Below are 25,878 nucleotides of genomic sequence, written 5' to 3'. Positions count from 1 at the left end.
CTGCAACGGGCTGTTTACGAAGCGGTTTCTTCCTGTAAACGTGCATTAAATGCGGCGAGCGGCATCGGCCTGCCAAGGAAGTAACCCTGCCCCTCTTCACAGGAGAGGGCTTTCAGCTCGTTTAACTGTGCTTCCGTCTCAATCCCTTCTGCCGTAATGGTTAGCGCAAAGGCGCGCGCCAACCCAACGATGCCCGCCACCACTGATTGCGCCTGCTTCGACTCCGGAAACTCCTTCATCCACGATCGATCGATTTTCAATCCGTTGAACGGGAAGGTTTTCAGATAGCCCAGCGCGGCGTAGCCGGTGCCAAAATCATCGACCGTCAGACGCACGCCCAGCGCACGCAGCCCTTGCATGATCTCCAGCGCGCGATCGGGATGCTCGAAGGTGACATTTTCCGTGATCTCCAGTTCCAGCCGGGTTGCCGGTAAACCACTGACCGCCAGCGCCTGCGCCACACGATCCACTAAATCGCTATTGCGGAACTCCACCGGTGAGATATTCACAGACACGTAGCGCTGCTCGCCCCAATCGCTTGCATCATGACAGGCGCGCATCAGCACCCAATCACTGATCGCCGCAATCAGGCCATTCTCTTCCGCCAGAGGAATAAAGCGATCCGGAGTGATCCATTGGTCTTCCGCCACTTGCCAACGAATCAGCGCTTCCGCACCAGCCAGTTGGCCGCTCTGTAACTGATAGCGCGGCTGATAGTGCAGTGAGAAAGCATTGTTGCGCAGCGCCTCTTCAATCGCCTGCACCATATCGCGTTTCGATTGCAGATGGTTGGCCATGTCATTGGAGTACCACACCCAGCGATCGCGTCCGGCCGTGCGTGCCTGGCCGAGGGCGATGTCCGCCAGTCGCAGCAGTGCCTCAGGATGTGCCGCATCCTGAGGCGCACTGACAATACCCATGCTGGCGGTCAGGCTCAGCTGGTGCGAACCGCTGATAATCGGCTGATGCACGGCGCGTTGCAGCGCGCGGCAACGATATTCCAGCCCGGCGCGCGAGGATTCCCGCAGGAGCAGAATAAACTCATCGCCACCCAGCCGTGCCGCCAGTTCATCGGGCCCAATCAGATTTTTCAGCCGTTGAGAAATCTCATTCAGCACCACGTCACCCACCGCGTGGCCCCATGAATCGTTGATCGGTTTGAACTGGTCCAGATCAAAACTGATCACAAACAGCGGCGACTCCTGGGTGGCATTCTCCAGATGCGTAGTCAAAAACTCTTGCAGCTGCATGCGGTTGGCGAGGCCAGTGAGCATGTCATGGCGCGACAGGAACTGAATGCGCGCTTCCGCATCCACTTCATGGGTAATATCAGACACCGTGCCGCGAAAGCCGGTGCGCAGTCCATTACGACGAATGGTTTTCGCCATCAGCTCGCCAATACGACGCTCACCATTGGACGCCATAAACTGACAGCGCAGCGGCACATGTTGGATCTCATCGCCCTGACGCAACAGCCAGGCCACCAGCGAATGGCTGGGATGTGTGAGCAGCTGATCCAGTGGGCGGCCAAGCCAAGCTTTGACTTCATGGCCCGTCACCGCTGAAAAACGCGAGGAGAGATAACAAAGGCGTCCCTGATCGTCGACTTCCCAAATCCAGTCTGATGCCGCCTCAGCCAAATCGCGAAAACGCTCTTCACTGTTGGCCAGTTCACGCTGGCTGATGGCGAGCATTTCAAAGCGGCGGTCAGAGATCACCGCATTGTGTAACGCATGGCGAATCACCCGATGCGTGACCCATGCCACCGCCAGCGCCGTAAACAGCAGCAGCGGCATCATCAGCCAGATCACGCCAAAGCCGGGATTTTTAGCCTGCCAGCGCAGCACCAGCGGCTCGCCCTGAATGACCGGTTCAGCTAAACGGGGTTTATACAGTGCATCGTTTAGGCCGTTCGCCACCCGTGGCGCAATCACATTCAGTGACTTGCCGAGAGCTTGCAGTTTGTCCGGGGTCATGATGTTGACGAACACCATCACCGAGGATGGGCCGGGGATCGTGGGCAGGTCAGGCACTTTGCCCGGGGTGATCGGGGCAGCCACCACCAGAGCCGGATGTTCATTGATCATGGCATTGCGTGTGATGCCATCGTCAGGCTGTTTACGCGCCGCAGCCAGCAGCAGGGCCGCTTGCCCACCTAACCAGCTCTCCAGCGAAATCTCAGATAATTTTCCATCCACCACTGCATAACGCGTTTTGCCCGCACCATCGATGACAAACACGCCGTCGTAGTGATACTCCTTGTACAGGCTAGGCCCAAAGTTCTCCTCGTCCCACGCCCATACTTTATTCACCGTGAGGTGCAGATTTTTCCAACCTTCACCCCAGTTCGCGTAATCGCGCACGTCGGTGATCATTTTTCCTGCTGCTGCTGCCAAGCCTGGCGCATCAGACTGACATCCTGCTGGATGGCATCACTGTTTTGTCGATGGGCAATGACCAGCACCATCACGACCGAAAGCAACAGCACGCCAAACAGCAGCGAGGTTAAGGTGCGCAGACTGCGCCGCGTCACCCGAACCGTGTGTGCTTCCATGTTAGCCCTGGCAGGCAAAGTCGCGTGCCGGTGATACTCAGAATTCATGCAATGTGCTCGCAAAACAGAGGCAGCAAAAAGAGAAGACAGGGTGCGTAGGGTAGACGCCGCTGTCCTGTAATGGTTTTTTCGGTTATCGGCGCGGGTGGCCGCAGATTTAGTCTTTACGGCGGAATTTTTGAACAGTGCAATTCTGTGCCGGGCAATCTCGACAGCGATGATCGCCATTGCTACTATGCGTTCTCCTCTGCCCATTGAGCCGACTATGGACACCCAATCCGACAAAGTGACGCTGACGCTGTTCTATGCCGCGAGCTTTGTGGTGTATTACGTTGTGACCATGCTGATTACGCTGTTTCCCAACTATGGGGCGCTGCGTAATAACGGTTTATTGGTGCCGGTGCTGTGCCTGTTCGAATTTGCGGTGATCTACCCGCTGTATCGTTTTTATTGCCAACGTCGCACGGATATTCCGCTGGGATATCTACGTCCTGGTCAGGCGCTGCTGTTTGTCGGTGCGCTGGTGGCGCTGATGGTGGCGCAAACGCAATTCCTGCAACCGGAAGGCTGGTTGATTGCTCAAAGCCAACAGGGACGCAGTTCGATGCTGATCCTGTTGCTGACTGCCGTTCTGCTGGCGCCGGTGTTTGAAGAGGTGTTGTTCCGCGGTTTTCTGCTTCAGGGGTTTCTGCTGTGGGCACCGAAGAGCCGCTTCGCCTGTATGTTGCTCACGTCTCTGTTGTTCGCCGCGATGCACACGCAATACGTGCATTGGGAAACCATCGTGGCGTTGACGCTGTTTTCGCTGCTGCTGTGTTACGCGCGGCTGCGCAGCAACAGCCTTGCGCTGCCGATCTTCCTGCACACGCTGAATAACCTGATCGCCATCCTGCCGGCGTGGTTCTACGCATAAAAAAACAGCGCAATCTCTTGCGCTGTTTTTAAGATAAAAGCATCAGGAAATAGCCGAGTCTTTGTGCTTGTCTGCCTCAAAGTGGGCTTTGAACTGCTCGTAAATGGAAATCATGTTTGAAGCATCGCCTTGCAGCGGGCTCAGTTTGCCTGCACGCACCAGTTCAATCACCAGTTGCAGCGCGGCTTGTTTTGGGCTGCTGGCCGGATGGGCAATTTCGTTCAACATTGGTTACTCACTCATCATTTTTGTCAGGGCCGCACAGTTTAGCCCAGATTGTACTGCTGTTGCGCGTCAGGCTGGTTATAATCTCGCCGTTCGCACCACTTGGCCGCTCAGGGTGATCATTGACTCTCCTGCCGTTTGGCTATACTGGAATAAAAAAAGGAACGAACAGCCACTGCTTCCGTATCATCAGGAACGTGTTAAAGGAGTCCAATCATGCTGATTGGTTTTGTGTTGTTAGTGAGCGCGTGTGGACATGATGCCTGTGACGCCTTACCGGTGTCAGAACGTATCTACCCAACCAAAGTGGCCTGTGAGCAAATGGCCGACCGCATCCATAAAGTCCGGCCGAATGTGGTCTTGCTGTGTGGCGAGGTGCACCGTTAATTCGGTGCCATTTTATTTTCACTGTACAAAAAACAAGCCAGGCGGCATTGCAAGATCGGCGCATAGCGTCCAAAATATAAGCTGCTTTACACTATTACCGTTGTGAATCCCATGAAGACTACTCGCCCCCGTCGTCCAAACGGACGCTGGGTTTATTACATTTTGTATGATGGCATTCTCTGGCCCTGCCCGGTGCGCTGGGAGTGGGAGAGCAGCTTTGAAGGCTGGTTGCCATTCTACTACTCGCCGACCTTTGAATTTGTGGCGGGTGATCCACGCAAGGCGTATCGCATTGCGCGCAGCAGTGTGCGTAACGTCCGTCAACCGGATAACGAATACGCCTGATTGATTAGCCCAGCTGCCAGGGTAGCCAGGACGCGGTCAGCAGATAGTGCACGGCTTCAAGTAGCAGGATCACCATCACCAATACGCCGAGCTTGTGGCGGCAAATCCAATCTTTCAGCCCCATATCATCGCAGCCCAGCGAATCAGCATCAGTGCACCGCAGATGCACAGCAGCACCACTATCATTTTCCAATGTTTTGTCGCAGCCAGTTTTTTGCCACGCATCCTCCAGACGGCAGAAAGCAACGATGCGCCCTAAGGCGCATCGCTATTCTACCGCTGGTAAACCGTAAGGGCGATTAATTATTCAGCGTATAGTCCAGGCTAATTTCAGCATTCAGCACCTGAGACACCGGGCAACCGGCTTTCGCTTTCTGAATAATCTCATCAAATTTGGCGCTATCGATACCCGGCAGCGCGATGGTGCTGGTCAGCGCAATTTTGGTAATGGCAAAACCTTCACCCTGCTTATCCAGTGACACATCGGCCGTGGTATCAATGCTTTTCGGCGGATGCCCAGCCTGACCGAGCATCAGCGACAGTGCCATAGAGAAGCACGCCGCATGCGCAGCACCAATCAGCTCTTCCGGATTCGTGCCCTTCTCACCCTCAAAGCGGGTGTTAAAACCGTAAGGCTGGTTGCTCAGCACGCCGCTTTCGGTGCTCACGGTGCCTTTGCCTTTGATGTCGCCTTCCCAATGGGCCGATCCTTTCTTATGAATGGTCATGTCATTCCTCCAGTTAGTCAGACAGGTACTCAGTATAGACAACACCGCCCATTTTGCTTGTCTCAGCTCACCGCGCGTGGCCGTGCGGCACTCAGCCCCGCTTCACTCAATAGCGAGTTTGCCTGCACCAGCGAGTCCTGAGTGATCTCGGCAATGGTTTTGGCGCCCGTTAACGTCATCGCCACTTTCATCTCTTTCTCAATCAGATTCAGCAGGTTCTCAACGCCACGCTGACCATGGGTCGCCAGCGCGTAGATAAAGGCACGCCCCAGCAGCACGGTGTCGGCACCCAGGGCAATCATACGCACCACATCCAGGCCGTTGCGGATACCGCTGTCTGCAAGAATGGTGATATCGCCCTTCACTGCATCGGCAATGGCCGGTAAAGCACGTGCTGAAGAGAGCACGCCATCCAGCTGACGTCCACCGTGGTTCGACACCACAATGCCGTCCGCGCCGAAGCGCACCGCATCACGCGCATCCTCGGGATCCAGAATGCCTTTGATCACCATCGGGCCATCCCAGAATTCGCGGATCCACTCAAGATCTTTCCATGAAATGGAAGGATCGAAATTGTTTGCCAGCCAGCCAATGTAATCTTCCAGTCCGGTCGGTTTACCGAGATAGGTAGAGATATTGCCGAGGTCGTGCGGGCGGCCATGCAGCCCCACATCCCACGCCCATTGCGGATGCGTCATCGCCTGCCAGTAGCGACGCATCGCCGCATTTGGACCGCTCATCCCCGAGTGCGCATCACGATAACGCGCGCCTGGTGTGGGCATATCCACGGTAAACACCAGCGTCGAGCAGCCCGCGGCCTTGGCGCGCTCCAGCGCATTGCGCATAAAACCACGGTCACGCAGCACATACAGCTGGAACCACATCGGGCGATTGATGGCGGGCGCCACCTCTTCAATCGGGCACAGTGATACGGTAGAGAGGGTGAACGGAATGCCTTTCGACGCAGCCGCCCTTGCCGCCTGCACTTCACCACGACGCGCATACATGCCGCACAGGCCGACCGGTGCCAGCGCGACCGGCATCGACAGCGTCTCGTTGAACAGTTTGGTTTCCAGGCTGAGATCGGACATGTTCTTCAGTACGCGCTGGCGCAGCGCCACGTCCGACAGATCGGACACATTGCGCTTCAGCGTATGTTCAGCGTAAGCACCGCCGTCAAGATAGTGGAACAGGAACGGCGGCAGGATGCGTTGCGCCGCGGCGCGGTAGTCACTGGCAGCTGAGATGATCATCCGTTTTTTCCTTATGATTAACCTGAGACTCGCCCGGCAGGCGGGTAATTCGCGCCTGCCGCGCTTCATCTTCATGGAGCGATTTCAGAGTGGTGTGCACGAAGCCAAGGTGATCCATTGCCGCCTGACGCGCCGCCTCGGCATCACCGGCCATCACCGCATCGAACATCGCCTGATGCTGTTCATTAAGGCGATTAAAAATCACCGGTTGGGTGTACATGCGCTGACGGCTATGCAGCACCGAAGACTGCAACAGATCGAAGAAACCGCGCATCGTTTGCAACAGCACCACGTTATGCGAAGCCTCAGCGATAGCCAGATGGAAGCGCAGATCGGCCTGTGCCGCGAGGTCAGGATCGTCACAGTCGTGCATCTTGAGCAGGGCATCGAAGGCGAGACGCAGCTTCTCTTTGTCCGCTTCGGTGGCGCGCAAGGCGGCGTGCCAGGCGGTGCTGGCTTCAATGGCGTGGCGCGCTTCCAGAATATCCCAGCGGTAGTCAGGATCGTCGGCCAGCAGTTGGCGGATCGGTTCAACAATGCGCTGTTCCGACCAGGGATCCTGCGGCTCGCACAGCCAGGTGCCGCCGCCGCGTTTACTGATTAACACGCCGCTGCTGATCAGCTGCTGGATGGCCTCGCGTAGCGACGATCGCGAAACGCCAAACTCCGCAGCCAGCTGGCGCTCGGCCGGCAAGCGCATGCCCGGCACCAGCTGATGTTCATCGATCCAGGCGCGCAGGCGCGCCCGAAGCGTATCCGCTAAACGCGGCGTGTTTTCTGTCACGGTATCATCCAGGTTAAAACATAGGCCTGCAGCGTGGTGATCACCCCCACCATACAGGTGAAGATCAGGCTATGTTTGACGGTAAAGCGGAACAGATCCGACTCCTTGCCCACCAACCCCACAGCGGCGCAGGCAATGGCAATCGACTGCGGTGAAATCATCTTACCCGTCACGCCGCCGGTGGTGTTGGCCGCCACCAGCAACACATCCGATACGCCAATCTGCTGTGCGGTGGTGGCCTGCAACGCGGCGAACAGCGCATTAGAAGAAGTATCGGATCCCGTCAGGAAAACGCCCAGCCAGCCGAGGAACGGAGAGAAGAAGGTAAAGGCGCTGCCGGTATGCGCCAGCGCTAATGCCAGCGTCGCCGAAAGCCCGGAATAGTTGGAAATAAAGGCAAACGCCAGCACCATACCGCTCGAGTAAATCGGCAGCGCCAGCTCTTTCAGCGTCTCACCGAAAGTCTTGATCGCCGCAGCGGGCTTCATGCGCAGCCAAATTACGGAGAGTACCGCCGCCACAATAATCGCCGTGCCGGTAGCAGACAGCACGTCAAATTTGAAGATTGCCGCATACGGTGTGGCCGCACTGACCACCGGCGGCATACGCGCCACCAGCTCGTGCAGCAGCGGCACCGGTACACTGAACACCCAATCGTACATCGCTCCGCCTTTAGCAAACAGCGCCTTGAACGGCGGGATGCTCCATAACGTGACGGTGGCGGTGAGGAACAGGAACGGCATCCAGGCGCGTACGATCTGGCCGAGCGAGTAACGCTGAGGGGTTTGCGTCGGATCGACCGCACTTTTCTCATCAAAGCGGAATATACGCACTGGCTTCCAGCGACGCAGAAACAGCGTCAGGCAGACTAATGACACCAGCGACGAGATGATGTCCGGCAGTTCCGGGCCGAGGAAGTTAGAGCTGAGGAACTGGGCGATGGCGAAAGATCCGCCCGCCACCACCACCGCAGGCCAGGTTTCCTTGACGCCGCGCCAGCCATCCATAATCGCCATGATCCAGAACAGCACAATAATGGTCAGGAAGGGCAATTGACGTCCTGCCATCTGGCCAATCTGGAAACTGTCGAGACCGGTGACTTGCCCAGCAACAATGATCGGAATGCCCATGGCACCGAAAGCCACGGGTGCCGTATTCACAATCAGGCACAGACCCGCCGCGTACAGCGGATTGAAGCCCAATCCCACCAGCAGTGCGGCGGTAATAGCTACCGGCGCACCAAAGCCTGCCGCCCCTTCGAGAAACGCGCCGAAGCAGAAACCGACAATCAGCATCTGCAACCGCTGATCGGGCGTGATGGACAGGATCGAGGCGCGAATAATGTCGAACTGGCCCGTTTTCACCGAGATTTTAAACACAAACACGGCGGCGACGATGATCCAGGCGATCGGCCACAGGCCATACAGGAAACCGTACACCACTGACGCCAGCGCCTGGCTTAAGGGCATACCATACAGGAACAGCGCCACCAGCAGGGCCAGCACCACCGTCACGGTTCCCGCCTGATAGCCTTTTAGCTTGAGCTTAATCAGCGCGAAGAAGAAGAACACAATCGGGATGACCGCCACCAGGCTGGAAAGCCACAGATTGTTCAGAGGATCGTAGTTTTGTTGCCATACCAGCATGCCGTTTTCTCCAGAGGTTACCAGATGAATACGGCGCAACGGCAATGCAGGTTTGCGCCGCAGGTCTTGCCCTCTGCTCACTGAAATTGGTAGGACCAAAATGCAGTGCGGGGCTTTCTGGCTCCAGATAGTTAATGCATTGTTAACCTAAAGCAACGAAGCTGGGGTGATTTTTCGTGTTATGTGACGATGCGGCAACATTTATATCGTTTTGGTAGGACCAATCATCGCATTGTCTGACCAAAGGCCTGACGATAACTGTGGGGATGAAAGCGCAGGTTTAAGAAAATAAGCCCGACAGTTACGGCTCCCTGCATGATCCACACGCTGGTAAAGCTGTGGGTCAGCACCTGCAATTGTCCGGCGATAAACGGCATGCAACCGGCGATGATAAAACCGACACCCTGCATGAATGCGACTAAACGTGCACCGGCCTGTGGATGTGGCAGGTGATCCAGCGCCAGCACCATTGCCAGCGGAAACGCCGCGCCCAAACCAAACCCTGCGATTGCTGCCCACAGCCACGGCGCTAATTGCGGTGCAAACAGAAAACCGCCCATGCCGACCAGCTGAGACAGCAGGCTGATAATCAGTTGCGGCCTGCGGTCCGCGTTGCGAGCCAGCAGCGGCATCAACAGCGCACCTGCCACCTGACACAGAATCATCGCACCGAGCAGCGATCCGCCTGCCTGTGCTGACCAGCCTAGCTGATGATAGGCATCCGGCAACCAGGCCACACAGGTGGCATAGCCGCCATTCACCAGGCCAAAGCTGAGCGCCAGCGACCAGGCGCGCGGTTTGCGCCACAGCGCAGGCAGGGACACAGGCTCTGCACTCTGTGCCACCGGCACCCGCACCACCCACCACAGCACAATGGCCAGCAACACCGGCAGCGCCCAACCGGTGAGTGCCAGCGACCAGCCAAAATGCGCGCTCAGCCACGGCGAGAGTGCTGCACCTAATCCCCCGCCGCCCATCAACGCCCCCGCCCACAGCCCGGTCACGGGTGCACTACGCTGGGCAAAACGCTGGCGAATCAAACCGGGCATCGCCATCTGCACGACACCCACGCCCAATCCAGCAAACAGTGCACTGACGACCAGCCACTGGCCATCGTGAATCACGCCACGTGCGGCCAGCGCCAGCAGCAGCAGGATCAACCCGGCGATTAACAATCGTTGCAGCGGGACACGCTGCATCAAAGAGGCGCTGAGGAGTGCCACCGCGCCCATCATCACCATCGGCACGGCGGGTAAGAGCGAAGCGGCAAGCGATGAGAGGCCCATCGCCTGGCGTAATTCGCCCAATAACGGGCTCACGGACGTCAGTAATGGACGCATATTGAGGCCGGCCAGCACCAAAGCAGCGAGCGTCAGCCCGTTGGAATGTCGGTTCATACACAATCCTGCAGTGAAAAGGTTGTCAGCATCGCAGCAGCGGTTACTATTTGGAAATGAAATAACACCATAGCGACCAGTGGAAAAATGAATCGTCAGCCGATGTTCACCCCGCAACAGCTGCTCAGCTTTGTAGCGGTATGCGAAACCGCCAGCTTCACCCGTGCCGCTGAGCGCGTGCACCTGTCGCAATCCACCGTCAGCCAGCAGGTGCGGCGTCTGGAAGAGATGATTGGTAAAGCGCTGCTGGAACGCACCTCGCATCAGGTAGTGCTGACCGAAGAGGGGGAAAAATTACTCGGCTACGCACGCCGCATCATCGCGCTAAATGGCGAAGCGCACGATGTACTGAGTGATAAATGGCGCGACGGCGTGCTGCGCCTTGGCGTACCCGAAGATTTTGCCGCACCGACCGCCACTCTGCTGGCACAGTTTAGCCGCGAGCACCCACAACTGCGCCTCGACGTCATGAGCGGCATGTATGTCGATCTGCACCGTGCGTGGCTGCGTGAGGAACTGGATATCATGTTGATCAAGCAGCCGGGCGGTGAACGTCCGTTGGCGGCGCGCCCGGAACCGCTGCTGTGGCTCGACAGCGCCGAATATCCCTGCTTTGAGCAGACGCCCGTGCCGCTAGTGGTGTTTCCGCAACTTGGACTGTACCGCGAAGAGATGTGCCAGACGCTGGATGGATTGGGGCGCGGCTGGCGCATCAGCTACAGCAGCGCCAGCCTGGTGGCACTCGCCAGTGCCAGCGCGGCAGGATTAGGGTTGACCTTACTGCCTGCCAGCTGCCGTTTGCCGGGCCATCGCGTGTTAGGCGAGAACGAGGGTTTACCGCCGATCGGCCACTTTGAACTGGCCCTGTTTTGTCGCGCGCCGCAGGACGATTTGCAGCAGGCGCTGGCCGCCGCGTTAGTGGAACTCTGTCAATTAAAGTGGCAGTGATTTTCCCACTGCTCAGCAGTGGGAAATATCGCAGCGCCGCGGCACGCGTTTTGCCAGATTAACGTTTTCCCTGTTGATCGGAGCCTCTGATGCACCTCTCTTCTCCCAGCCGCCGCCATTTTATCAGCCAGGGCGTACGCCTGAGCGCCGCCGGAAGCCTGTTGGCCGCCGGTATGAGCACCACGGCTCAAGCGGCATCGTCCACTGAAGCACTCACGCCCACGCCGCCACCGCAAGTGGCACATTACCAGTTGCTCAATGTACGCCTCGAAGAAGGTTTGAGCGTGACGGCACTGAAATCGTCGCCACACGCACCGCGCTATACGATATCACCATCAAGGACGGCAAATTCGCTGCCATTGATGCCGCCGGAAACGCGCGCCATGCCGATATCCCGCAGTGGGATGCCAACGGCTCTCTGCTGCTGCCGAGCACCCGCGACATGCACATCCACCTGGACAAAACCTTCTACAGCGGGCCGTGGCAAGCACCGCGGCCGCGTCAGGGCAAAACCATCATGGACATGATTGCGCGTGAGCAAGTGCTGATCCCGCAACTGCTGCCCACTTCGCAGGCACGTGCCGAAGCATTAATCGGTCTGCTGCACAGTAAGGGCACTACCGAAGCGCGCAGCCACTGCAATATCGATCCGGTGAGTGGCCTGAAAAGCCTGGAACACCTGAAGCTGGCGCTGGCCAATCATCCAGCCTTTCCCTGCGAGATTGTCGCCTTCCCGCAGCATGGTTTACTGCATTCGAAAGTCGATGGCCTGATGCGCGAAGCGATGCAGATGGGCGTGCAGTATGTCGGCGGGCTGGATCCCACCAACGTCGATGGCGCTATGCAGGCGTCGCTCGATGCGATGTTCCAGATTGCGCTGGATTTTGATCGTGGCGTCGATATTCACCTGCACGAAACCGCGCCGTCTGGCGTGGCAGCGATTCAGTACATGGTGGACACCATCGCCAAAAATCCCCAGCTTAAAGGCAAAGTGACGCTAAGCCACGGCTTTGCGCTGGGCACGCTGGAAGGCAAAGCGCTGGACCAAATGATTGCCGGCATCGCCGAACAGCAAATGAGCGTGGCGTCCACTATCCCGATCGGCAAGCTCACCATGCCGCTGCCCCAGCTGCAGGCAGCAGGTGTCACGGTAATGACCGGCACCGACAGCGTGATCGATCACTGGTCACCGTTTGGCACCGGCAGCATGCTGGAGAAAGCCAATCTCTATGCGCAGCTGTATCGCGGTTCCGATGAGTTTGGTTTGAGTCGGGCGTTGCATATCGCCACCGGCGGCATTCTGCCACTCTCCAATCAGGGCGAACGTCAATGGCCGAAAGTACAGGGTGACGCCAGCATGATGCTGGTTGCGGCAAGCTGCTCCGCCGAAGCGGTGGCGCGCATCGCTCCGGTTCGGGCGACCTTCCACAGCGGTACGCCGGTGTTCAGTCTTTAGGATCAAAAAAGCCCCCGAAACGGGGGCTTTATGAACGAAAAAGCAGGGGCGACAAGCGCCCCATGCAGGTTGCTGGATTTACGATAACATCTGAATAGCCAGCGCGTACAAGCGCTGGTTTTCATCGTCGCTAGCTGGCTCTTCTTCCGCATAACACGCAATCATAGAGCTGACTTTATCCGAAGATAGGGTCTCTCCATGCAGATGCAGCGTTAACACGGCGCGGCCGACGATTTTCAGAATGTCTTCGTTTTGTCCCTGGACGTAAAGACTCAAACTGGACCTCTGAATATATTATTGTTCGCCAAATGGCGCGGTAAATATAAAGCAAGTCGGTGGGTTATTTTAATCGGAATTTACCCATCTTAAGTGACACATAAGCGTAACATCGGAAAAATCAGCGTAAAATGACGTTATATAGTCATATTATCAACGCTAATTGCACCTATTCGTTAAAGAAAGCATTTTTCCCTCAGAAAGATCCGAGTCACCTCATTAGGTAATTGATTAAAATTTCACATCAATAAGCGTTCATTACTTAAGCAAATGATCATATCGCTAACTGTTTTCTTAACGTTATCAGTTTTGCGATTACGATTGCCGATGACGGCCCTTTCTGCCAGACTGGCCGCCGCAATCCTGACCGCTATTCGAGACATTCCTGTGACCGCTTTTTCTACCCTGACGCAACTCCCTGCCAGCCAACTCGACAATCTGCGCGAGATGGGTTTCGACGCCATGACGCCGGTTCAGGCCGCTTCCCTGCCAGCCATTCTTGAAGGGCGCGACGTGCGTGCGCAGGCGAAAACCGGCAGTGGTAAAACGGCCGCTTTTGGTATCGGTTTGCTGCAACGCATCGATATCAGCCGTTTCCAGACGCAGGCACTGGTACTATGTCCGACCCGCGAATTGGCCGATCAGGTCGGCAACGTGCTGCGTCAGCTAGCCCGTTTCACGCGCAACATTAAAATTCTGACCCTGTGCGGCGGCCAACCCATGAGCGCGCAACGCGATTCATTAGTTCACGCACCGCATATCGTGGTCGGCACGCCGGGCCGTATCCTTGATCACCTCAAGCGCGATAACCTCGATCTGAATCAGTTGCAAACGCTGGTATTAGATGAAGCCGACCGCATGCTGGAGATGGGTTTCCGTGATGACATGGAAGCGATCATTGGCTTCACGCCAGAAGCGCGCCAGACGCTCCTGTTCTCAGCAACCTGGCCGGACACCATCGCCAGCCTCAGTCAGCGTTTCCAGCGTGATGCGCTGGCCGTTGCCACCGAAGACAAAGCCGAGTTACCGGCCATTGAACAACAATTTATTGAAGCCAGCGCCCACGAGCGTGGCAATCTGCTGAGTGCGCTTTTGAGCCAACAACAACCGGCATCCTGCGTGGTGTTCTGCAACACCAAACGTGAATGTGATGACGTTGCCGCGGCGCTGAACGACCGTCAGATCAGCGCACTGGCGCTGCATGGCGACCTGGAGCAGCGCGATCGTGAACGCGTCCTGATTCGCTTCGCCAATGGCAGTATCCGCGTATTGATCGCTACCGATGTTGCAGCGCGCGGGCTGGATATCAAATCACTGGCATTAGTGGTGAACTTTGAGCTGGCGTGGGATCCGGAAGTGCATATCCACCGTATCGGCCGCACCGGGCGTGCAGGCGAGAAAGGATTGGCCGTTAGCTTTGTCGCGCCGGATGAAATGGCACGTGCCAACGCGCTCGAGGAGTATCTCAGCCAGAAACTCAACTGGGTTCCCTCCGCCACGCTGAAAGGTAAAGCGGCACAGGCATTGCCTGCCACCCGAATGACACTGTGTATTGATGGCGGACGCAAAGCCAAAATTCGCCCAGGCGATATTTTGGGTGCGTTGACCGGAGAAGCCGGTTTCAGCGCCGATCAAATCGGTAAGATCGATCTGACACAAACCCATGCCTATGTCGCGATTGATGCTGCGCAGGCCAAAAAAGCCCTGATCAAGCTGAAAGAAGGCAAGATCAAAGGCAAAAGCGTGCGCGCTATCCTGCTGAAGTGATCCCTGCTAGCGCGAGAGCATTGGCTCTCGCGCTAAATTTGTCCCCTCCCCCCTTCATTTTTTTCTTCCGCTGCCGATAAGTTAATCATTGCCCCTTTACCCCGCCCAGATTCCGCTTGAGGCCATGATGGATAATTTTCAGAAAGAGATCGATGAACGCGCCAACCTTGCGCTTTCCAATAAATTCGAACTGCTGCTGTTCCGCCTGGGTTCCGATCAGCTGAAAGGCAAATCTGAGCTGTATGGCATTAACGTGTTTAAGCTGCGCGAAATCGTGCCGATGCCCACCATCACGCGTGCAGCGGGTATGCAATCGCCACTGCTGGGTATGGCCAGTATTCGCGGCCAGTTTATTCCGGTTATCGATCTGCCTGCGGTCACCGGCTGCAAACCAGAAACGGGCCTGAATTTGCTGCTGGTGACCGAGTACGCGCGCAGCACCCAGCGTTTGCCGTTGAGTCAGTGGAAAACATCGTGCGTCTGGACTGGAATCAGGTGCATACGGCAGAAGCCGGGATTGGCAGCCGCAATATCACCAGCATCGCCTGTCTCGACAGCGATGGTGAAAGCAATAATCTGGCGCTGGTGCTCGACGTTGAGCAGATTTTGTATGACATCATTCCTTCAGTGCGCGGCGTGGAGCCAAGCGAAGAAACCGCGAAAAACTTCAATCTCAAGCCTGGCCAGGTGGCGATCGTCGCGGAAGATTCCAAAGTCGCGCGCCAGCTACTGGAGCAGGGCCTGAAGAGCATGGGCATTCCCGCCATCATGCACAATACCGGCCTGGAAGCCTGGATCAAGATTAACGATATGCAGAAAGAAGCGGCAGCGGCGGGTGAATCGATCCACGACAAAATCGCGCTGGTGCTGACCGATCTGGAAATGCCTGAGATGGATGGCTTTACCCTCACGCGCAACATCAAGCGCGACGAAGCATTACGCCATATTCCGGTGGTGATCCACTCGTCGCTCTCCGGCAGCGCCAACGAAGATCACGTGCGTAAAGTCGGGGCTGATGGTTATGTGGCTAAATTCGAGATCAACGAGCTGTCGAGCGTGATCCATCGCGTGTTAGAGAAGAAGCGTTAATCCCAGCTTTGGTTACCCCCTTGCTATCAGGCGCGAACTTCGCGCCTTTTTTACGCCCCTTGTTTCCTCAGACAATCAGTTCCAACCTTTAGTGTTGTTAACGATTCTGTGACCTACCTCTAAAAAATTAAAGTTAAAACATTAACAACCGATAACTGATAGCGCTTAAACCGGCACATCCACACCCGATTAATCACGCCCGGTGAGTATCTTTACCTTATAAAACATCAGCCTGATGCGGGCCTCCAGCCTGCTTTTCCGTCTTGAAAACAACACTATTTAGCATTACGGGGAGAACCAATGTTGAGCTTAAAGAATATGAAAGTGGGCGCCCGCTTAGGGATAGCCTTTGCTTTAGTCGTGGCACTACTGTGTGTGGTCGGCGTGACGTCGATTATGAAAATCAACAACATCAAAAACGGCATCACGTCGATTGTGGAAGATCGTTATGTGAAAGTGCGTCTGGGCTTTGACGTGCGAGATGGCGTCAACGATCAGATTAAATTTCTGCGCGGCATGGTGATTGATACGCTGCGCCCAGAGAATAACCTTCAGCGTTTTAAGCAGCTGGATGAAGCCACCGATCGCACCAACAGCGCCATGAAGAAAATCGAAGCGATTCAGACTACCGAAGTGGGTAAAAAGAAAATCGCCGGTCTGCTGGCGGCCAGCCAGCTGTTTGAAGCGCAGAAGAATGAAGTATTGGATTTGGTGCGTGCCGGTAAACTGGAAGATGCCAGCACCTATGTGCTGAAGAAAATCACCAGCACCCAGAATACCTTCCTCGATAGCGCTGTGGCATTCGCCAATTCACAGTCCGATCAGCTGCGCAAAGAAGGCAGCGGCATTATCGACGACGGCTCAACCGCGATTGAAATCACGCTCATCTTCTCAGCCATTGCGATTGCCGCCTCCGTGCTGCTGGGCTTTATGCTGACGCGCTCGATTGTGCGTCCGCTGAATGAAGCAGTGAGCATTGCCGGGAAAGTTGCCGCAGGCGATTTGAGTTCTCACATTGAGGTGAGCGGCAAAGATGAAACCGCAGTGCTGATGCAAGCACTGCAGGCGATGAATGACAACCTGCTGACCATTGTGTCCAATGTGCGCGCCGGTTCCGACACCATCGCCGTGGCCTCAAATCAGATCTCTAGCGGTAACATCGATCTCTCATCACGCACCGAGCAGCAGGCCAGCTCGCTGGAAGAGACCGCATCCGCCATGGAGCAGATGACGGCCACCGTTAAACACAATGCGGATAACGCGCGCGAGGCCAATCAATTGGTCGCCACCACCTCCACGGTTGCCAAAGAAGGCGGCGTGGTGATGGAGCAGGTGATTGAGAAGATGGAAGCCATTACCCTTTCATCGAAGAAGATCGTCGATATCATCAGCGTCATCGATTCCATTGCGTTCCAGACCAACATTCTGTCCCTGAACGCCGCCGTTGAAGCGGCTCGCGCCGGTGAACAAGGCCGTGGCTTTGCGGTAGTGGCAACGGAAGTGCGTAATCTGGCGCAGCGTTCGGCCTCTGCGGCGAAAGAGATCAAAGTACTGATTGAAGATTCGGTGGCGAAAGTGGACGAAGGCAGCCGTCTGGTGACCCATGCCGGTTCAACCATTGGTGAAGTGGTCAATAGCGTGAAAAGCGTGGCGGATATCATGAGTGAAATCACCATCGCCAGCAGCGAGCAAAGCAGCGGCATCAGTGAGATCAATATGGCGATTACCCAGATGGAAGCGGTGACGCAGCAGAATGCGGCATTGGTACAGGAAGCGTCAGCCGCTTCGCAGGCGCTGCAGGAACAGGCCGATCGTCTGGCGCAGTCGATGAGTGTGTTTAAGACAGCAGCGGTGTAAGACAGAGCGGCGCGACCGATCGCGCCGCCCTTTTGCATTAATTCATCAGCGAATACGCAATCGACGAAATCGCTAACAAGCCAATAATGACCACGAAGACGTTGCTGATCTTACCGCTGTACTGACGCATGGCCGGGACTTTCTGAATCGCGTACATCGGCATCAGGAACAGGATCATCGCAATGATCGGCCCGCCTAAGGTTTCAATCATCCCGAGAATGCTTGGGTTCCAGGTCGCGACCAGCCAGGTGGTTAACAGCATAAAACCGGTGGTGACACGGTTCAGACGCTGCGGCGTCACGCTTTTGCCACGGCTGCGCAGTGACTTCACCACGATACCGTTAAAGCCTTCACGAGCACCAAGGTAGTGACCGAGGAACGATTTGGTGATCGCCACCATCGCCACAATCGGCCCCATCCAGGCAATCATCGGCACATTAAAGTGGTTTGCCAGATAGGAAAGAATGGTGATGTTCTGATCTTTTGCCGCCTGTAAATCCGCTGGCGACAGGCTCAGCACACAGCTGAACACAAAGAACATCACTGTCACCACCATCATCAGGTGTGCGCTAGCCAGAATGCGCGAGCATTTCTTTTCCGCCCCGGCGCCATACTCTTCACGCTTGGCGACTGCAAACGACGAGATAATCGGCGAGTGGTTGAAAGAGAACACCATTACCGGAATCGCCAGCCACAGCGTCATCCAGATGCTGCTATCGCTGGCGCTTTGGCTGAAAGAGAGGGTTTCCAACGCTGCGCCATGCCAGTGTGGTACCAGGTAAGCCGCCAGCAGCATCAGTACTGCCACAAACGGGAACACCAGCACGCTCATCGCCTTGACGATCATCTGCTCACCAAATCGCACTACGGTCATCATGCCGATAATCAGAATCAGCGACAGCAGTACGCGCGGCGGCGAGTTCAGGCCAAGTTGATGCACAATAAAGCTATCAACGGTGTTGGTGATTGCCACGCTGTACATCAGCAGGATCGGGAAGATGGCGAAGAAATAGAGCAACGTGATGATCTTGCCGGCGCCCACGCCAAAGTGCTCTTCCACCACTTCAGTGATGTCTTCACCGGGATTTTTACCCGACAGCACAAATCGCGTCAGTGCGCGGTGTGCATAGTAGGTCATCGGGAAGGCAAGGATCGTCATAATAATCAGGGGAATCAATCCACCTGCACCCGCATTGATTGGCAGGAACAGCACGCCTGCGCCAATCGCCGTACCGTACAGACCCAGCATCCACACGGTATCACTCTTGCGCCAGCCTGTTGTGCTGGCCTCAACCGTGCCCTGCGCAACGGTTTGTGAGTTGTCCATCTGTCTCTCCACAATGTAAAGCTTCATCAACAATGCAACCGCAATCACGGCTGCTAAATAGGCGATTAACGCGACCGGGCACATGCTACGCGTTTTTCGCGCGTTAAGGTTGCCTGAACGCAAGACATGCATCACAAACAGGCTAAAAATGCTTGAACTGGCGAATTAATCGACAAAAATGCATGATTCGCGCACGCAAACGATTGCATGGGGCGCTATTTGACATGAGACGTGGGGAGAGTGCAAGGACTTGTCGGCCACGGGGAAAGCGTGGCGAGCGTGCAGAACAATCAGAAAGGGGTGAGTGAGCGGTATGGCGAAAAAGCAGGATTGGCAGGGAAAATGTGGCAACGGCAAACCGTTGCCACAGGTGCTGCAGTCAACAAGGGTGAAACTCCCCCGGCAACTGCTCTCTGACGCAGCAATCGTTCCACCCTGTATCCTGGAGGATTAACAGCGGCAGACAATTTCAGAGAATAATTCCGGAGGAATTTCAAATCAGAATGCGCGCATTCTGTAGAGTGCATAAAGAAAATAGTACGCTGTGATAGTATTCAAATTCATAATCATGTACTTCAATTTTTCATTTTTATTGAGCAGAATGAAAATCCCTTTCGAGTATTTACCCCGCTTTATTTCATTTATTTCCTGCGCAATATCCGCAGGTGAAAAGGACGAATGATACATTGCCGTTACGATTTGCATATCCAACGCCAGGACGCGTTTAGAAATGCCCTTCAGCAAATAATCGAGATTGCTTCCCTGATATTTATCAACAATCGAATCATACAACGTCGTGAGAAATTGCTTTCGCACCTTCAATTCACTGTACTGTACTTTCTGCTTAGATAACGAGCCCGCGACGTCTTCATAATGATAAGCCGCACCCGGTGTCACGAGAAAATTACTGATACAGCTAAAGAACTTCAGGTTGAACAGCAGATCTTCACTCATGGAGATGCCTTCCATGAAACGCAGATTTAATTCACTTAAAATCTGACGGCGATAACATTTATTATGCAGATAGCCAATGTTATCACTCATCTCCAGCTCACCGAGAACATAAGGGATATCCTCGTTGCTAAAGAAGCCTGCCTGCGAAACCTTACCCACACGGTTATCGTTGAGGTTGCCGACCATTAAATCGACGGTCTCTGCTGGCCACGCATCCAGATTCTGCTTGAACAGCATCAGGAAATTATCATCGACCCAATCATCTGCATCGAGGAAAAGCACATAATCCCCACGGGCCTGTTGCAATCCACTGTTGCGGGCTGCACTGACGCCGGCATTAATCTGGTGAATGACACTGACCTGAGAAAAAGGTAAAAACTCTTCCAGGACTTTCACGCTTGAATCATTGCTACCATCATTAACCACCACAACTTCATAATTGCCGTAAGTCTGATTAAGCACGCTCAGCAATGTTCGCTTGATGGTTTTTTGTGAGTTATAGACGGGAATGATAATACTAAATAGTGGGTTTTCATTCATGATAAACTCTCTTTACTGTCTGAGGTTTTAATATTGCTAAAGAGCAGCCATAGCTTCCTGGGGTTGAAAAATATTTGATGAATACGCATGACAGGTTGTGCAGCAAAAAAGTAATTAAGCAGCGAGAAGGAAAGGAATTCGGTTAATACCACGCTCATGGCGGCGCCGGTTAAACCAAAAATCGGCACCAATATCACGGAAGATGCCAGGCAAATAATTAAGACGGCGAAGGTTTTTTTCACCAGATAACGGTAACCGTTATATTTAATAATAAAGCGGTCCATCACACTGCTCAGCACTGCGCACATGGCACCCACGCTCAGCAGCAACGTTGGCGCCACGGCATCCAGATACGCCTCACCATAAAAGTCACGAATGAACCAGCCGGACAGCAGCCAAATCGCCATGATCACCCCACCGGATACGCCCAGTACCAACAGATGGAGCTTTTGCGCTTTAATGATCGACTGCTCACTGTCTCGCTCGGCGAAGAAGGCCGGGAAGAAAGAGGCTAATAACGCGTTGGGGAGAAAGACCCACGACGTTGCCAGTGTCATCGCCACGGCGAAAATACCGGCCTCTTTAATACCGAGAAAATAGGAGACGCTGACCTGGTTGACACGGGTATAAATCGCCACCGCGATCACTGAGAAAACCAGTGATATTCCGGATGCCACCATATAGCGCGAATATTTCTTCATCTGTCGCAAGGCGGGAACCGGAATTTGCCGGTGGTAATGCATGAAAATGGCAAGTTTGATGCTGAAGGGAAGCAAAGTCGCCAACACGATAGGGATGGCGAGATAGTGAGGATCCAGTTCGTACCAGGAAATAAAGAAGCGCACAGTCAAACTGATTGCCAGTCCTGCGACATTGGCGATCACATTCAAACGCGCATTGAGCATCGCTTCGTTATAGATATTGACCAGATCGAGCGAAGAGAACAGGCAAGCCACCGCCGCCGCACAGATAAAGATCAGTGCTTCCCGGCTCCACTCTTCCCCCATAATCACCATGCCACTGGCCGCCAGCGCGCAATACAACACCAGCACCAATAAAAACGTGGCCATCATCAGACGAATCCCTGAGTGGCGGTTTTGTGAAATGCGTTTTAGCAGAATCACATCACTGCCCATCGCGGCAATCGACTGGATAAACTGAAACACCAGCATGGAAACCGAGATAATGCCGAAGGTGGTTGGCCCGACATATTTCGCCACGTAGGAGGTGACAAAGATCAGGCCAAATACCGCGATCAGTTTTTCCGCGATCATCCACATCGAATTCTTTAATTTATCTTTCACAGATCACCCTCAGCGTTTATTTTTGTGCCAGTTTGCGTAAGCGTGAGACGAGACGCGGGCTGACGAAAAACAGCGCAAAGTAGAGACTCCACGGATTGAGCATCGGCCCTGATGAGCACCAGGACTTAAAGCTGCGACGATAGAGCGCGATATATTCATCAACAAACGCGCGGCTAAAGCCGTCGCTATGCAACGCCTTATAGATGTATGACGAGGTGACTTTTAAATAGAGGTGGTAATAGCAGCGGTCGTGCTGAGTGGATAAAAACGCTTTCATGCCGCCAAATGAGCGAGCAAAAGAGAAGTGTTTTTCGCGCAACATCGACCGGGTCGCCGAGTTGTCCGATACCACATAGTGATAAACCACCCGCTGAGTGAAGACCACGTCGCTTGCCTGCTGCAGGTGCAGATAATTCATCACAAACAGCAGGTCTTCGAAGTTATAAATCTCCTCGTTAAAACACAGCTGATGCTGACGGATCACGTCGCCGCGAAACACCTTGTCGCAGATGCCGTGACGCGGGTTGAAATAGAGCAGATCGTTAATCGCTGCTGAGGCATTCAGCGTGCGTGAAGCCTCCGCATTCGGCGGGAAATCGAGCGGTTTGCCCTGCGCCGTAAAGTGCTGAGACTCACCCACCACCAGGCCCACATTGTTTTGCATCAGGCGCACATAGGTTGAGAAAGCGGTGGGCGGCAGAAAATCATCGGCGTCGAGGAAACACAGCAGTTTGCCACGCGAGGCGCGAATCCCCTGATTGCGGGCAGACGACACTCCGCCATTTGGCTGATTAATCAGGTGGAAATGCGGGTAATGGGCATAGTTCTGTAATATGGCCAGCGAATGATCGGTTGAGCCGTCATTGATGAATATCACTTCAAAGCGAATTTCATCCTGCTTTATCAGACTTTCGATGCATCGCTCCAGATACGCCGCGGCGTTGTACACCGGCACGATGACGCTCAGTAAAACGTCGTTAACGGGATTTTGCATATGACCTCTGGACTCTGTCGGTATTAAAAAAGCGGGTAAATAAAGATAAGTGAAACGGGAAGCGATTTACGCAGTCCACACTTCAGATTACTGTCACCCGGCTTAACAATGATGGATAGCATATTTAGGAGTATCCTCAGGAAAATAAATATGGCCTTTAAATACTCACGAAACCACAACGAAAATAAGAATTTCGCCAGGTAAATCGTGCAGTTTTATTTTTAATTCAGGCTGCAAAATAGACAGGCTACCGCCCCTGGCTTACAGCTACCAGTGTACTGACTGCATGATTCAGGCTATTTTTGACGTAAAGAGACCGCGCTGCGCTCATAAGAGTTCAGTTAAATATCAGCCAGTTAAAAACTTTCAGCGGGAAAGTAGCGTTTCGCAACCCTCGCGCCTTTCAAGGCATTAATTAATAATGTTCTTTATCATTAGCCTGATAAATTCAGCCGCATTGCGCTGATTTGTCAGGGTTCACAGGACATGCCGTTCGGGATTAAAAAGGTACATCTAAAGACGGCCTTCTCAATGAACATCACGACATTAACGATTTTTGCTGTATGCCCTGCCCTTTAATCATTTCGGTGCGTCATTCGCTGTCCGTTAAGGGCAAGTGGCGTTAATTCAACACGGCCCTCGCAGCCGTATTGCAATGGGCTAGCAGCCCCAAATTTGCGATCTAATTCAAAACTTTCACTGGCATTCTCACCAGGCACGGTAATTAGGTCAATGGGCACCCTGCCAATACGGAATTTACTTAGCTGATAAACGGATTAAGCAGGGAGGCAAAGATTAGCCGTGATGAATTGGGATTCTTCAAATTGATAAGTGCAGCTGTAACAGATTGTTAGGAATAATAAGATAGAAATCAGTTTAAAAGGCCATCCGTCGCTAACACGTTGTTCTATAAGTTATCAGGCGAATAATCTCATTAAATTAAACTGTAATTAATCTTCAGTTACTTTCGGACCTACTATATTTAGTAGTCTGTTTCCCATATCTCCATAAAAATCCACTCCTGCAACACATTGCAGAGCAACATTAAATATAAAATCAAACCAATAGTATAAAACACTGCAAATTTAAGCGAAGCGTAGCCAATGAAGGTTACTTAGCTCAAATCTTTTTTAAAGTCTGAGATGAGATGCCGATAATGCATACAGTGCAATTTGGCCTTGAGAACCCCGATGATCAGCCTTCAAACCAACGTTTCTGCGATGATCGCGACGAAGCAGTCGAACCAAAATGGTTCCGCTCTGAGCGTGGCGATTGAGCGCCTGTCCTCAGGGATGCGCATCAACAGTGCCCGTGATGATGCAGCAGGCCAGGCGATAGCAAACCGTTTTACCAGCCAGCAGAGTGGCCTGGCGCAGGCGCAGCGCAACACCGGCGATGGTTTATCGATGGTAGATACGGCCAGCAGCGCGCTGGATGAAGTCAACAATCGCTTGCAGCGTATCCGTCAGCTAACGGTGCAAGGGTTGAACGGCACCAACTCTCAGGAAGATACCGATTCCATTCAGGCGGAGATAAACCTGAATCTCAAAGAGATTAATCGCCTCAACAGCAGTTCGAGCTTTAACGGGCTAAAACTTCTGGATGGCAGCGCGGGTCGCGTGGGAATTCAGGTGGGTGCCAATGATAATCAAAAGATTGGCGTCGATTTATCGAGCGGATTCAGCGTCAGTGAGTTAGGTCTGGATGACTTCGTGATCAGCGGTATCAGTGGCAAGGTTACGGCGGTTCCGAGCCTGACCGGTTTGGCGCTGAACATGTCATTGAGCAGTCCGGCCATTACCGTGAACTACTCTCCTGCAGCGGACTCGCCACAGCTGGTGCAAAGTAGTAACAATGGTCAGCAATTTATTCAAACCACCGGCAGCGATGGCAAGCCGACCTATTATCTGGCCAGTGTCAGCGCCCGCTGGGATACCTCTTCAGCGGCGGGTAATGTTTTAATCAGTAGAAGCACCAGCGTGCCGCTTTACAGCCCGGTGGAGACCATTGCTTCCCGCAGCATGACCTCGATTAACTACCAGGATAATACTGGCACCGCGTTGAGCAACACGCCCGCCCCAACGCTGACTGAAGACAGTGGCCAGTATTATATTGAACAGGATGATAATTATTATCCTGCCACTATAAGTTACGGCTCCAGTGGCGCGATTACGGCGACAATGACCACCGATCCTGTGAAAACGGACGGTGATTTCGCCACACTGCCAACCGCGGTGAACACCACGCCAACCGTCACCACCAGTAGTGCGACCCTGAGTTTTACCGATGGCTTAAACAACGCCGTCGCCAGCAGCGATGCACGCTTACTCCGCACCACAGGCGGACAATATGTGATGGAAGTGGATAGCGGCGGCGGCAACTACCAATATTACAACGCCACGGTGACCACCACCTCGGATGGCAACGACGTTAGCCTGAGTGTTAAAGCCACCAGTAGCAGCAGCAGCATCAACAGTTTTAATGACGTCACCAGCGTCACCGGTACTTCATACATCACGCTGGATCCCGCCAATGTCGATGTCAGGTATACCGATGCCCAGGGCGTCAGCAGCAATGACGTTTTGCGGCTGGACAGTGACGGCAATTACTACATGGGGGTGCCTGACGGGCGTGAGAGCAAAACCGCCACCTTTGTGACGGAAGACAGTGCCCCGAACGCCTTGATGCTGAAGACGTTACGCGGCGTTGGTGATGTTCAAATCTACTATATGGCCAATGTGTCCTCGGTTACGGATACCTCAACTAATCTCACCACCACCAGCGTAAAAGAAGTGGGTGACGAGATCCGCCTGAAGCATCCTGATGATCCACTGGCGACACTGGATAGAGCGATTGCACGCGTTGATAGCCAGCGCAGTGAGTTAGGTGCAGCGGCAAACCGGTTGAGTTCGGCGCAAAGCTTACAAAGTGGTGCAACGACCAACCTGGCAAGTGCTCGCTCACGTATTGAAGATGCAGATTATGCGGCGGAGGTTTCCGCGCTGACCCGGGCACAGATTGTGCAGCAAGCCAGTTCTTCCGTGCTGGCTAAAGCCAACCTGCAGCCGCAACAGGTGCTGACCTTATTGCAGGGGTAATGTAACGCGGCTGAGGCACAGTGATAGCGCCCTTCA

At 54.2% G+C, this 25,878-nt stretch carries 21 protein-coding genes and 2 pseudogenes; 9 read left to right on the top strand and 14 right to left on the bottom strand.

The features are described 5' to 3' along the window. Nucleotides 1-14: 14 nt before the first annotated feature. Nucleotides 15-2,375, bottom strand: coding sequence for a bifunctional diguanylate cyclase/phosphodiesterase (locus HA45_RS02735; RefSeq protein WP_366557314.1), 2,361 nt, complete (start codon nt 2,373-2,375; stop codon nt 15-17). Then, a complete protein-coding gene (locus HA45_RS28910) occupies nt 2,372-2,554 on the bottom strand; it encodes a hypothetical protein (protein WP_366557313.1) in 183 nt (60 codons plus the stop codon). The genes HA45_RS02735 and HA45_RS28910 overlap by 4 nt, the downstream gene beginning before the upstream one ends. A 265-nt stretch (nt 2,555-2,819) precedes the next feature. Here HA45_RS28910 and HA45_RS02730 point away from each other — a divergent pair, with 265 nt between their 5' ends. Then, nucleotides 2,820-3,467, top strand: coding sequence for a CPBP family intramembrane glutamic endopeptidase (locus HA45_RS02730; protein WP_034830547.1), 648 nt, complete (start codon nt 2,820-2,822; stop codon nt 3,465-3,467). 42 nt (nt 3,468-3,509) lie between these two features. Here HA45_RS02730 and HA45_RS02725 read toward each other — a convergent pair whose 3' ends face one another. Next, nucleotides 3,510-3,695: a hypothetical protein gene (locus HA45_RS02725; protein WP_100702215.1), complete on the bottom strand. Its 186-nt coding sequence runs from the start codon at nt 3,693-3,695 to the stop codon at nt 3,510-3,512. A 213-nt stretch (nt 3,696-3,908) separates the two neighbouring features. On the opposite strand from HA45_RS02725, the gene HA45_RS27465 reads away from it, so the two are divergent. After that, nucleotides 3,909-4,079 (top strand): hypothetical protein, encoded by a 171-nt coding sequence (locus HA45_RS27465; RefSeq protein WP_007887091.1) that lies wholly within the window; start codon nt 3,909-3,911, stop codon nt 4,077-4,079. A gap of 111 nt (nt 4,080-4,190) precedes the next feature. Next, nucleotides 4,191-4,424: a hypothetical protein gene (locus tag HA45_RS02720; protein WP_100702214.1), complete on the top strand. Its 234-nt coding sequence runs from the start codon at nt 4,191-4,193 to the stop codon at nt 4,422-4,424. A gap of 114 nt (nt 4,425-4,538) precedes the next feature. On the opposite strand, the gene yniD is transcribed toward HA45_RS02720, so the two are convergent. The 6 genes from yniD to HA45_RS02695 all read right to left on the bottom strand — a co-directional run bounded on the left by yniD (nt 4,539) and on the right by HA45_RS02695 (nt 10,232). Then, entirely contained in the window at nt 4,539-4,649 is a 111-nt protein-coding gene (gene yniD, locus HA45_RS27845; protein WP_244563364.1) for a small membrane protein YniD, read from the bottom strand. Nucleotides 4,650-4,723: 74 nt separating this feature from the next. Beyond that, a complete protein-coding gene (locus HA45_RS02715) occupies nt 4,724-5,152 on the bottom strand; it encodes an OsmC family protein (protein ID WP_100702213.1) in 429 nt (142 codons plus the stop codon). 62 nt (nt 5,153-5,214) lie between these two features. Then, nucleotides 5,215-6,405, bottom strand: coding sequence for an FMN-dependent L-lactate dehydrogenase LldD (gene lldD / locus HA45_RS02710; protein WP_100702212.1), 1,191 nt, complete (start codon nt 6,403-6,405; stop codon nt 5,215-5,217). Next, on the bottom strand, nt 6,383-7,189 hold the full coding sequence (gene lldR / locus HA45_RS02705) for a transcriptional regulator LldR (protein WP_128598876.1): 807 nt from the start codon (nt 7,187-7,189) through the stop codon (nt 6,383-6,385). Before lldR ends, lldD begins: the two co-directional genes overlap by 23 nt. Next, a complete protein-coding gene (gene lldP, locus HA45_RS02700) occupies nt 7,186-8,835 on the bottom strand; it encodes an L-lactate permease (protein WP_100702210.1) in 1,650 nt (549 codons plus the stop codon). Before lldP ends, lldR begins: the two co-directional genes overlap by 4 nt. A gap of 224 nt (nt 8,836-9,059) precedes the next feature. Further along, entirely contained in the window at nt 9,060-10,232 is a 1,173-nt protein-coding gene (locus HA45_RS02695) for a cyanate transporter (protein WP_100702209.1), read from the bottom strand. A gap of 87 nt (nt 10,233-10,319) precedes the next feature. Here HA45_RS02695 and HA45_RS02690 point away from each other — a divergent pair, with 87 nt between their 5' ends. Next, nucleotides 10,320-11,180: a LysR family transcriptional regulator gene (locus HA45_RS02690; protein ID WP_100702208.1), complete on the top strand. Its 861-nt coding sequence runs from the start codon at nt 10,320-10,322 to the stop codon at nt 11,178-11,180. Between the two features lie 89 nt (nt 11,181-11,269). Then, nucleotides 11,270-12,636 (top strand): annotated as a pseudogene (locus tag HA45_RS02685) (amidohydrolase family protein). A gap of 78 nt (nt 12,637-12,714) precedes the next feature. Here HA45_RS02685 and HA45_RS02680 read toward each other — a convergent pair. Next, nucleotides 12,715-12,912, bottom strand: coding sequence for a hypothetical protein (locus HA45_RS02680; RefSeq protein ID WP_034825302.1), 198 nt, complete (start codon nt 12,910-12,912; stop codon nt 12,715-12,717). 387 nt (nt 12,913-13,299) lie between these two features. Between HA45_RS02680 and dbpA the strand changes: the two genes are divergently transcribed. The 3 genes and pseudogenes from dbpA (at nt 13,300) to HA45_RS02665 (ending at nt 17,625) form a co-directional block, all read left to right on the top strand. After that, nucleotides 13,300-14,679: an ATP-dependent RNA helicase DbpA gene (dbpA, locus tag HA45_RS02675; protein ID WP_100702713.1), complete on the top strand. Its 1,380-nt coding sequence runs from the start codon at nt 13,300-13,302 to the stop codon at nt 14,677-14,679. Between the two features lie 127 nt (nt 14,680-14,806). Beyond that, nucleotides 14,807-15,768, top strand: a pseudogene (locus HA45_RS02670) (chemotaxis protein). Between the two features lie 300 nt (nt 15,769-16,068). Beyond that, on the top strand, nt 16,069-17,625 hold the full coding sequence (locus HA45_RS02665) for a methyl-accepting chemotaxis protein (RefSeq protein ID WP_100702205.1): 1,557 nt from the start codon (nt 16,069-16,071) through the stop codon (nt 17,623-17,625). Nucleotides 17,626-17,662: 37 nt separating this feature from the next. Here HA45_RS02665 and HA45_RS02660 read toward each other — a convergent pair whose 3' ends face one another. The 4 genes from HA45_RS02660 to HA45_RS02645 all read right to left on the bottom strand — a co-directional run bounded on the left by HA45_RS02660 (nt 17,663) and on the right by HA45_RS02645 (nt 22,744). After that, nucleotides 17,663-18,952 carry an HAAAP family serine/threonine permease gene (locus HA45_RS02660; RefSeq protein ID WP_100702712.1) on the bottom strand — a complete coding sequence of 430 codons (1,290 nt, stop codon included), beginning with the start codon at nt 18,950-18,952 and terminating at the stop codon, nt 17,663-17,665. A 498-nt stretch (nt 18,953-19,450) separates the two neighbouring features. Further along, nucleotides 19,451-20,446 carry a glycosyltransferase family 2 protein gene (locus HA45_RS02655; protein ID WP_100702204.1) on the bottom strand — a complete coding sequence of 332 codons (996 nt, stop codon included), beginning with the start codon at nt 20,444-20,446 and terminating at the stop codon, nt 19,451-19,453. Next, complete coding sequence (locus tag HA45_RS02650; RefSeq protein WP_100702203.1) at nt 20,443-21,750, bottom strand: oligosaccharide flippase family protein; 1,308 nt, start codon at nt 21,748-21,750, stop codon at nt 20,443-20,445. The genes HA45_RS02655 and HA45_RS02650 overlap by 4 nt, the downstream gene beginning before the upstream one ends. 16 nt (nt 21,751-21,766) lie before the next feature. Beyond that, entirely contained in the window at nt 21,767-22,744 is a 978-nt protein-coding gene (locus HA45_RS02645) for a glycosyltransferase family 2 protein (protein WP_100702202.1), read from the bottom strand. Between the two features lie 1,190 nt (nt 22,745-23,934). On the opposite strand from HA45_RS02645, the gene HA45_RS02640 reads away from it, so the two are divergent. After that, complete coding sequence (locus tag HA45_RS02640) at nt 23,935-25,842, top strand: flagellin N-terminal helical domain-containing protein (RefSeq protein WP_100702201.1); 1,908 nt, start codon at nt 23,935-23,937, stop codon at nt 25,840-25,842. Nucleotides 25,843-25,878: the final 36 nt, after the last annotated feature.

The organism is Pantoea rodasii, assembly GCF_002095465.1.
GTDB lineage: Bacteria > Pseudomonadota > Gammaproteobacteria > Enterobacterales > Enterobacteriaceae > Pantoea > Pantoea rodasii.
This window is presented reverse-complemented; position numbering and strand designations above follow the sequence as displayed.

Bases quoted from the DNA above. Each gene is read 5' to 3' on its own strand.
- HA45_RS02735 (WP_366557314.1), bottom strand. From the start codon at position 2,375: ATGATCACCGACGTGCGCGATTACGCGAACTGGGGTGAAGGTTGGAAA.
- HA45_RS28910 (WP_366557313.1), bottom strand. From the start codon at position 2,554: ATGGAAGCACACACGGTTCGGGTGACGCGGCGCAGTCTGCGCACCTTA.
- HA45_RS02730 (WP_034830547.1), top strand. From the start codon at position 2,820: ATGGACACCCAATCCGACAAAGTGACGCTGACGCTGTTCTATGCCGCG.
- HA45_RS02725 (WP_100702215.1), bottom strand. From the start codon at position 3,695: ATGTTGAACGAAATTGCCCATCCGGCCAGCAGCCCAAAACAAGCCGCG.
- HA45_RS27465 (WP_007887091.1), top strand. From the start codon at position 3,909: ATGCTGATTGGTTTTGTGTTGTTAGTGAGCGCGTGTGGACATGATGCC.
- HA45_RS02720 (WP_100702214.1), top strand. From the start codon at position 4,191: ATGAAGACTACTCGCCCCCGTCGTCCAAACGGACGCTGGGTTTATTAC.
- yniD (WP_244563364.1), bottom strand. From the start codon at position 4,649: ATGCGTGGCAAAAAACTGGCTGCGACAAAACATTGGAAAATGATAGTG.
- HA45_RS02715 (WP_100702213.1), bottom strand. From the start codon at position 5,152: ATGACCATTCATAAGAAAGGATCGGCCCATTGGGAAGGCGACATCAAA.
- lldD (WP_100702212.1), bottom strand. From the start codon at position 6,405: ATGATCATCTCAGCTGCCAGTGACTACCGCGCCGCGGCGCAACGCATC.
- lldP (WP_100702210.1), bottom strand. From the start codon at position 8,835: ATGCTGGTATGGCAACAAAACTACGATCCTCTGAACAATCTGTGGCTT.
- HA45_RS02695 (WP_100702209.1), bottom strand. From the start codon at position 10,232: ATGAACCGACATTCCAACGGGCTGACGCTCGCTGCTTTGGTGCTGGCC.
- HA45_RS02690 (WP_100702208.1), top strand. From the start codon at position 10,320: ATGAATCGTCAGCCGATGTTCACCCCGCAACAGCTGCTCAGCTTTGTA.
- HA45_RS02665 (WP_100702205.1), top strand. From the start codon at position 16,069: ATGTTGAGCTTAAAGAATATGAAAGTGGGCGCCCGCTTAGGGATAGCC.
- HA45_RS02660 (WP_100702712.1), bottom strand. From the start codon at position 18,952: ATGGACAACTCACAAACCGTTGCGCAGGGCACGGTTGAGGCCAGCACA.
- HA45_RS02655 (WP_100702204.1), bottom strand. From the start codon at position 20,446: ATGAATGAAAACCCACTATTTAGTATTATCATTCCCGTCTATAACTCA.
- HA45_RS02645 (WP_100702202.1), bottom strand. From the start codon at position 22,744: ATGCAAAATCCCGTTAACGACGTTTTACTGAGCGTCATCGTGCCGGTG.
- HA45_RS02640 (WP_100702201.1), top strand. From the start codon at position 23,935: ATGATCAGCCTTCAAACCAACGTTTCTGCGATGATCGCGACGAAGCAG.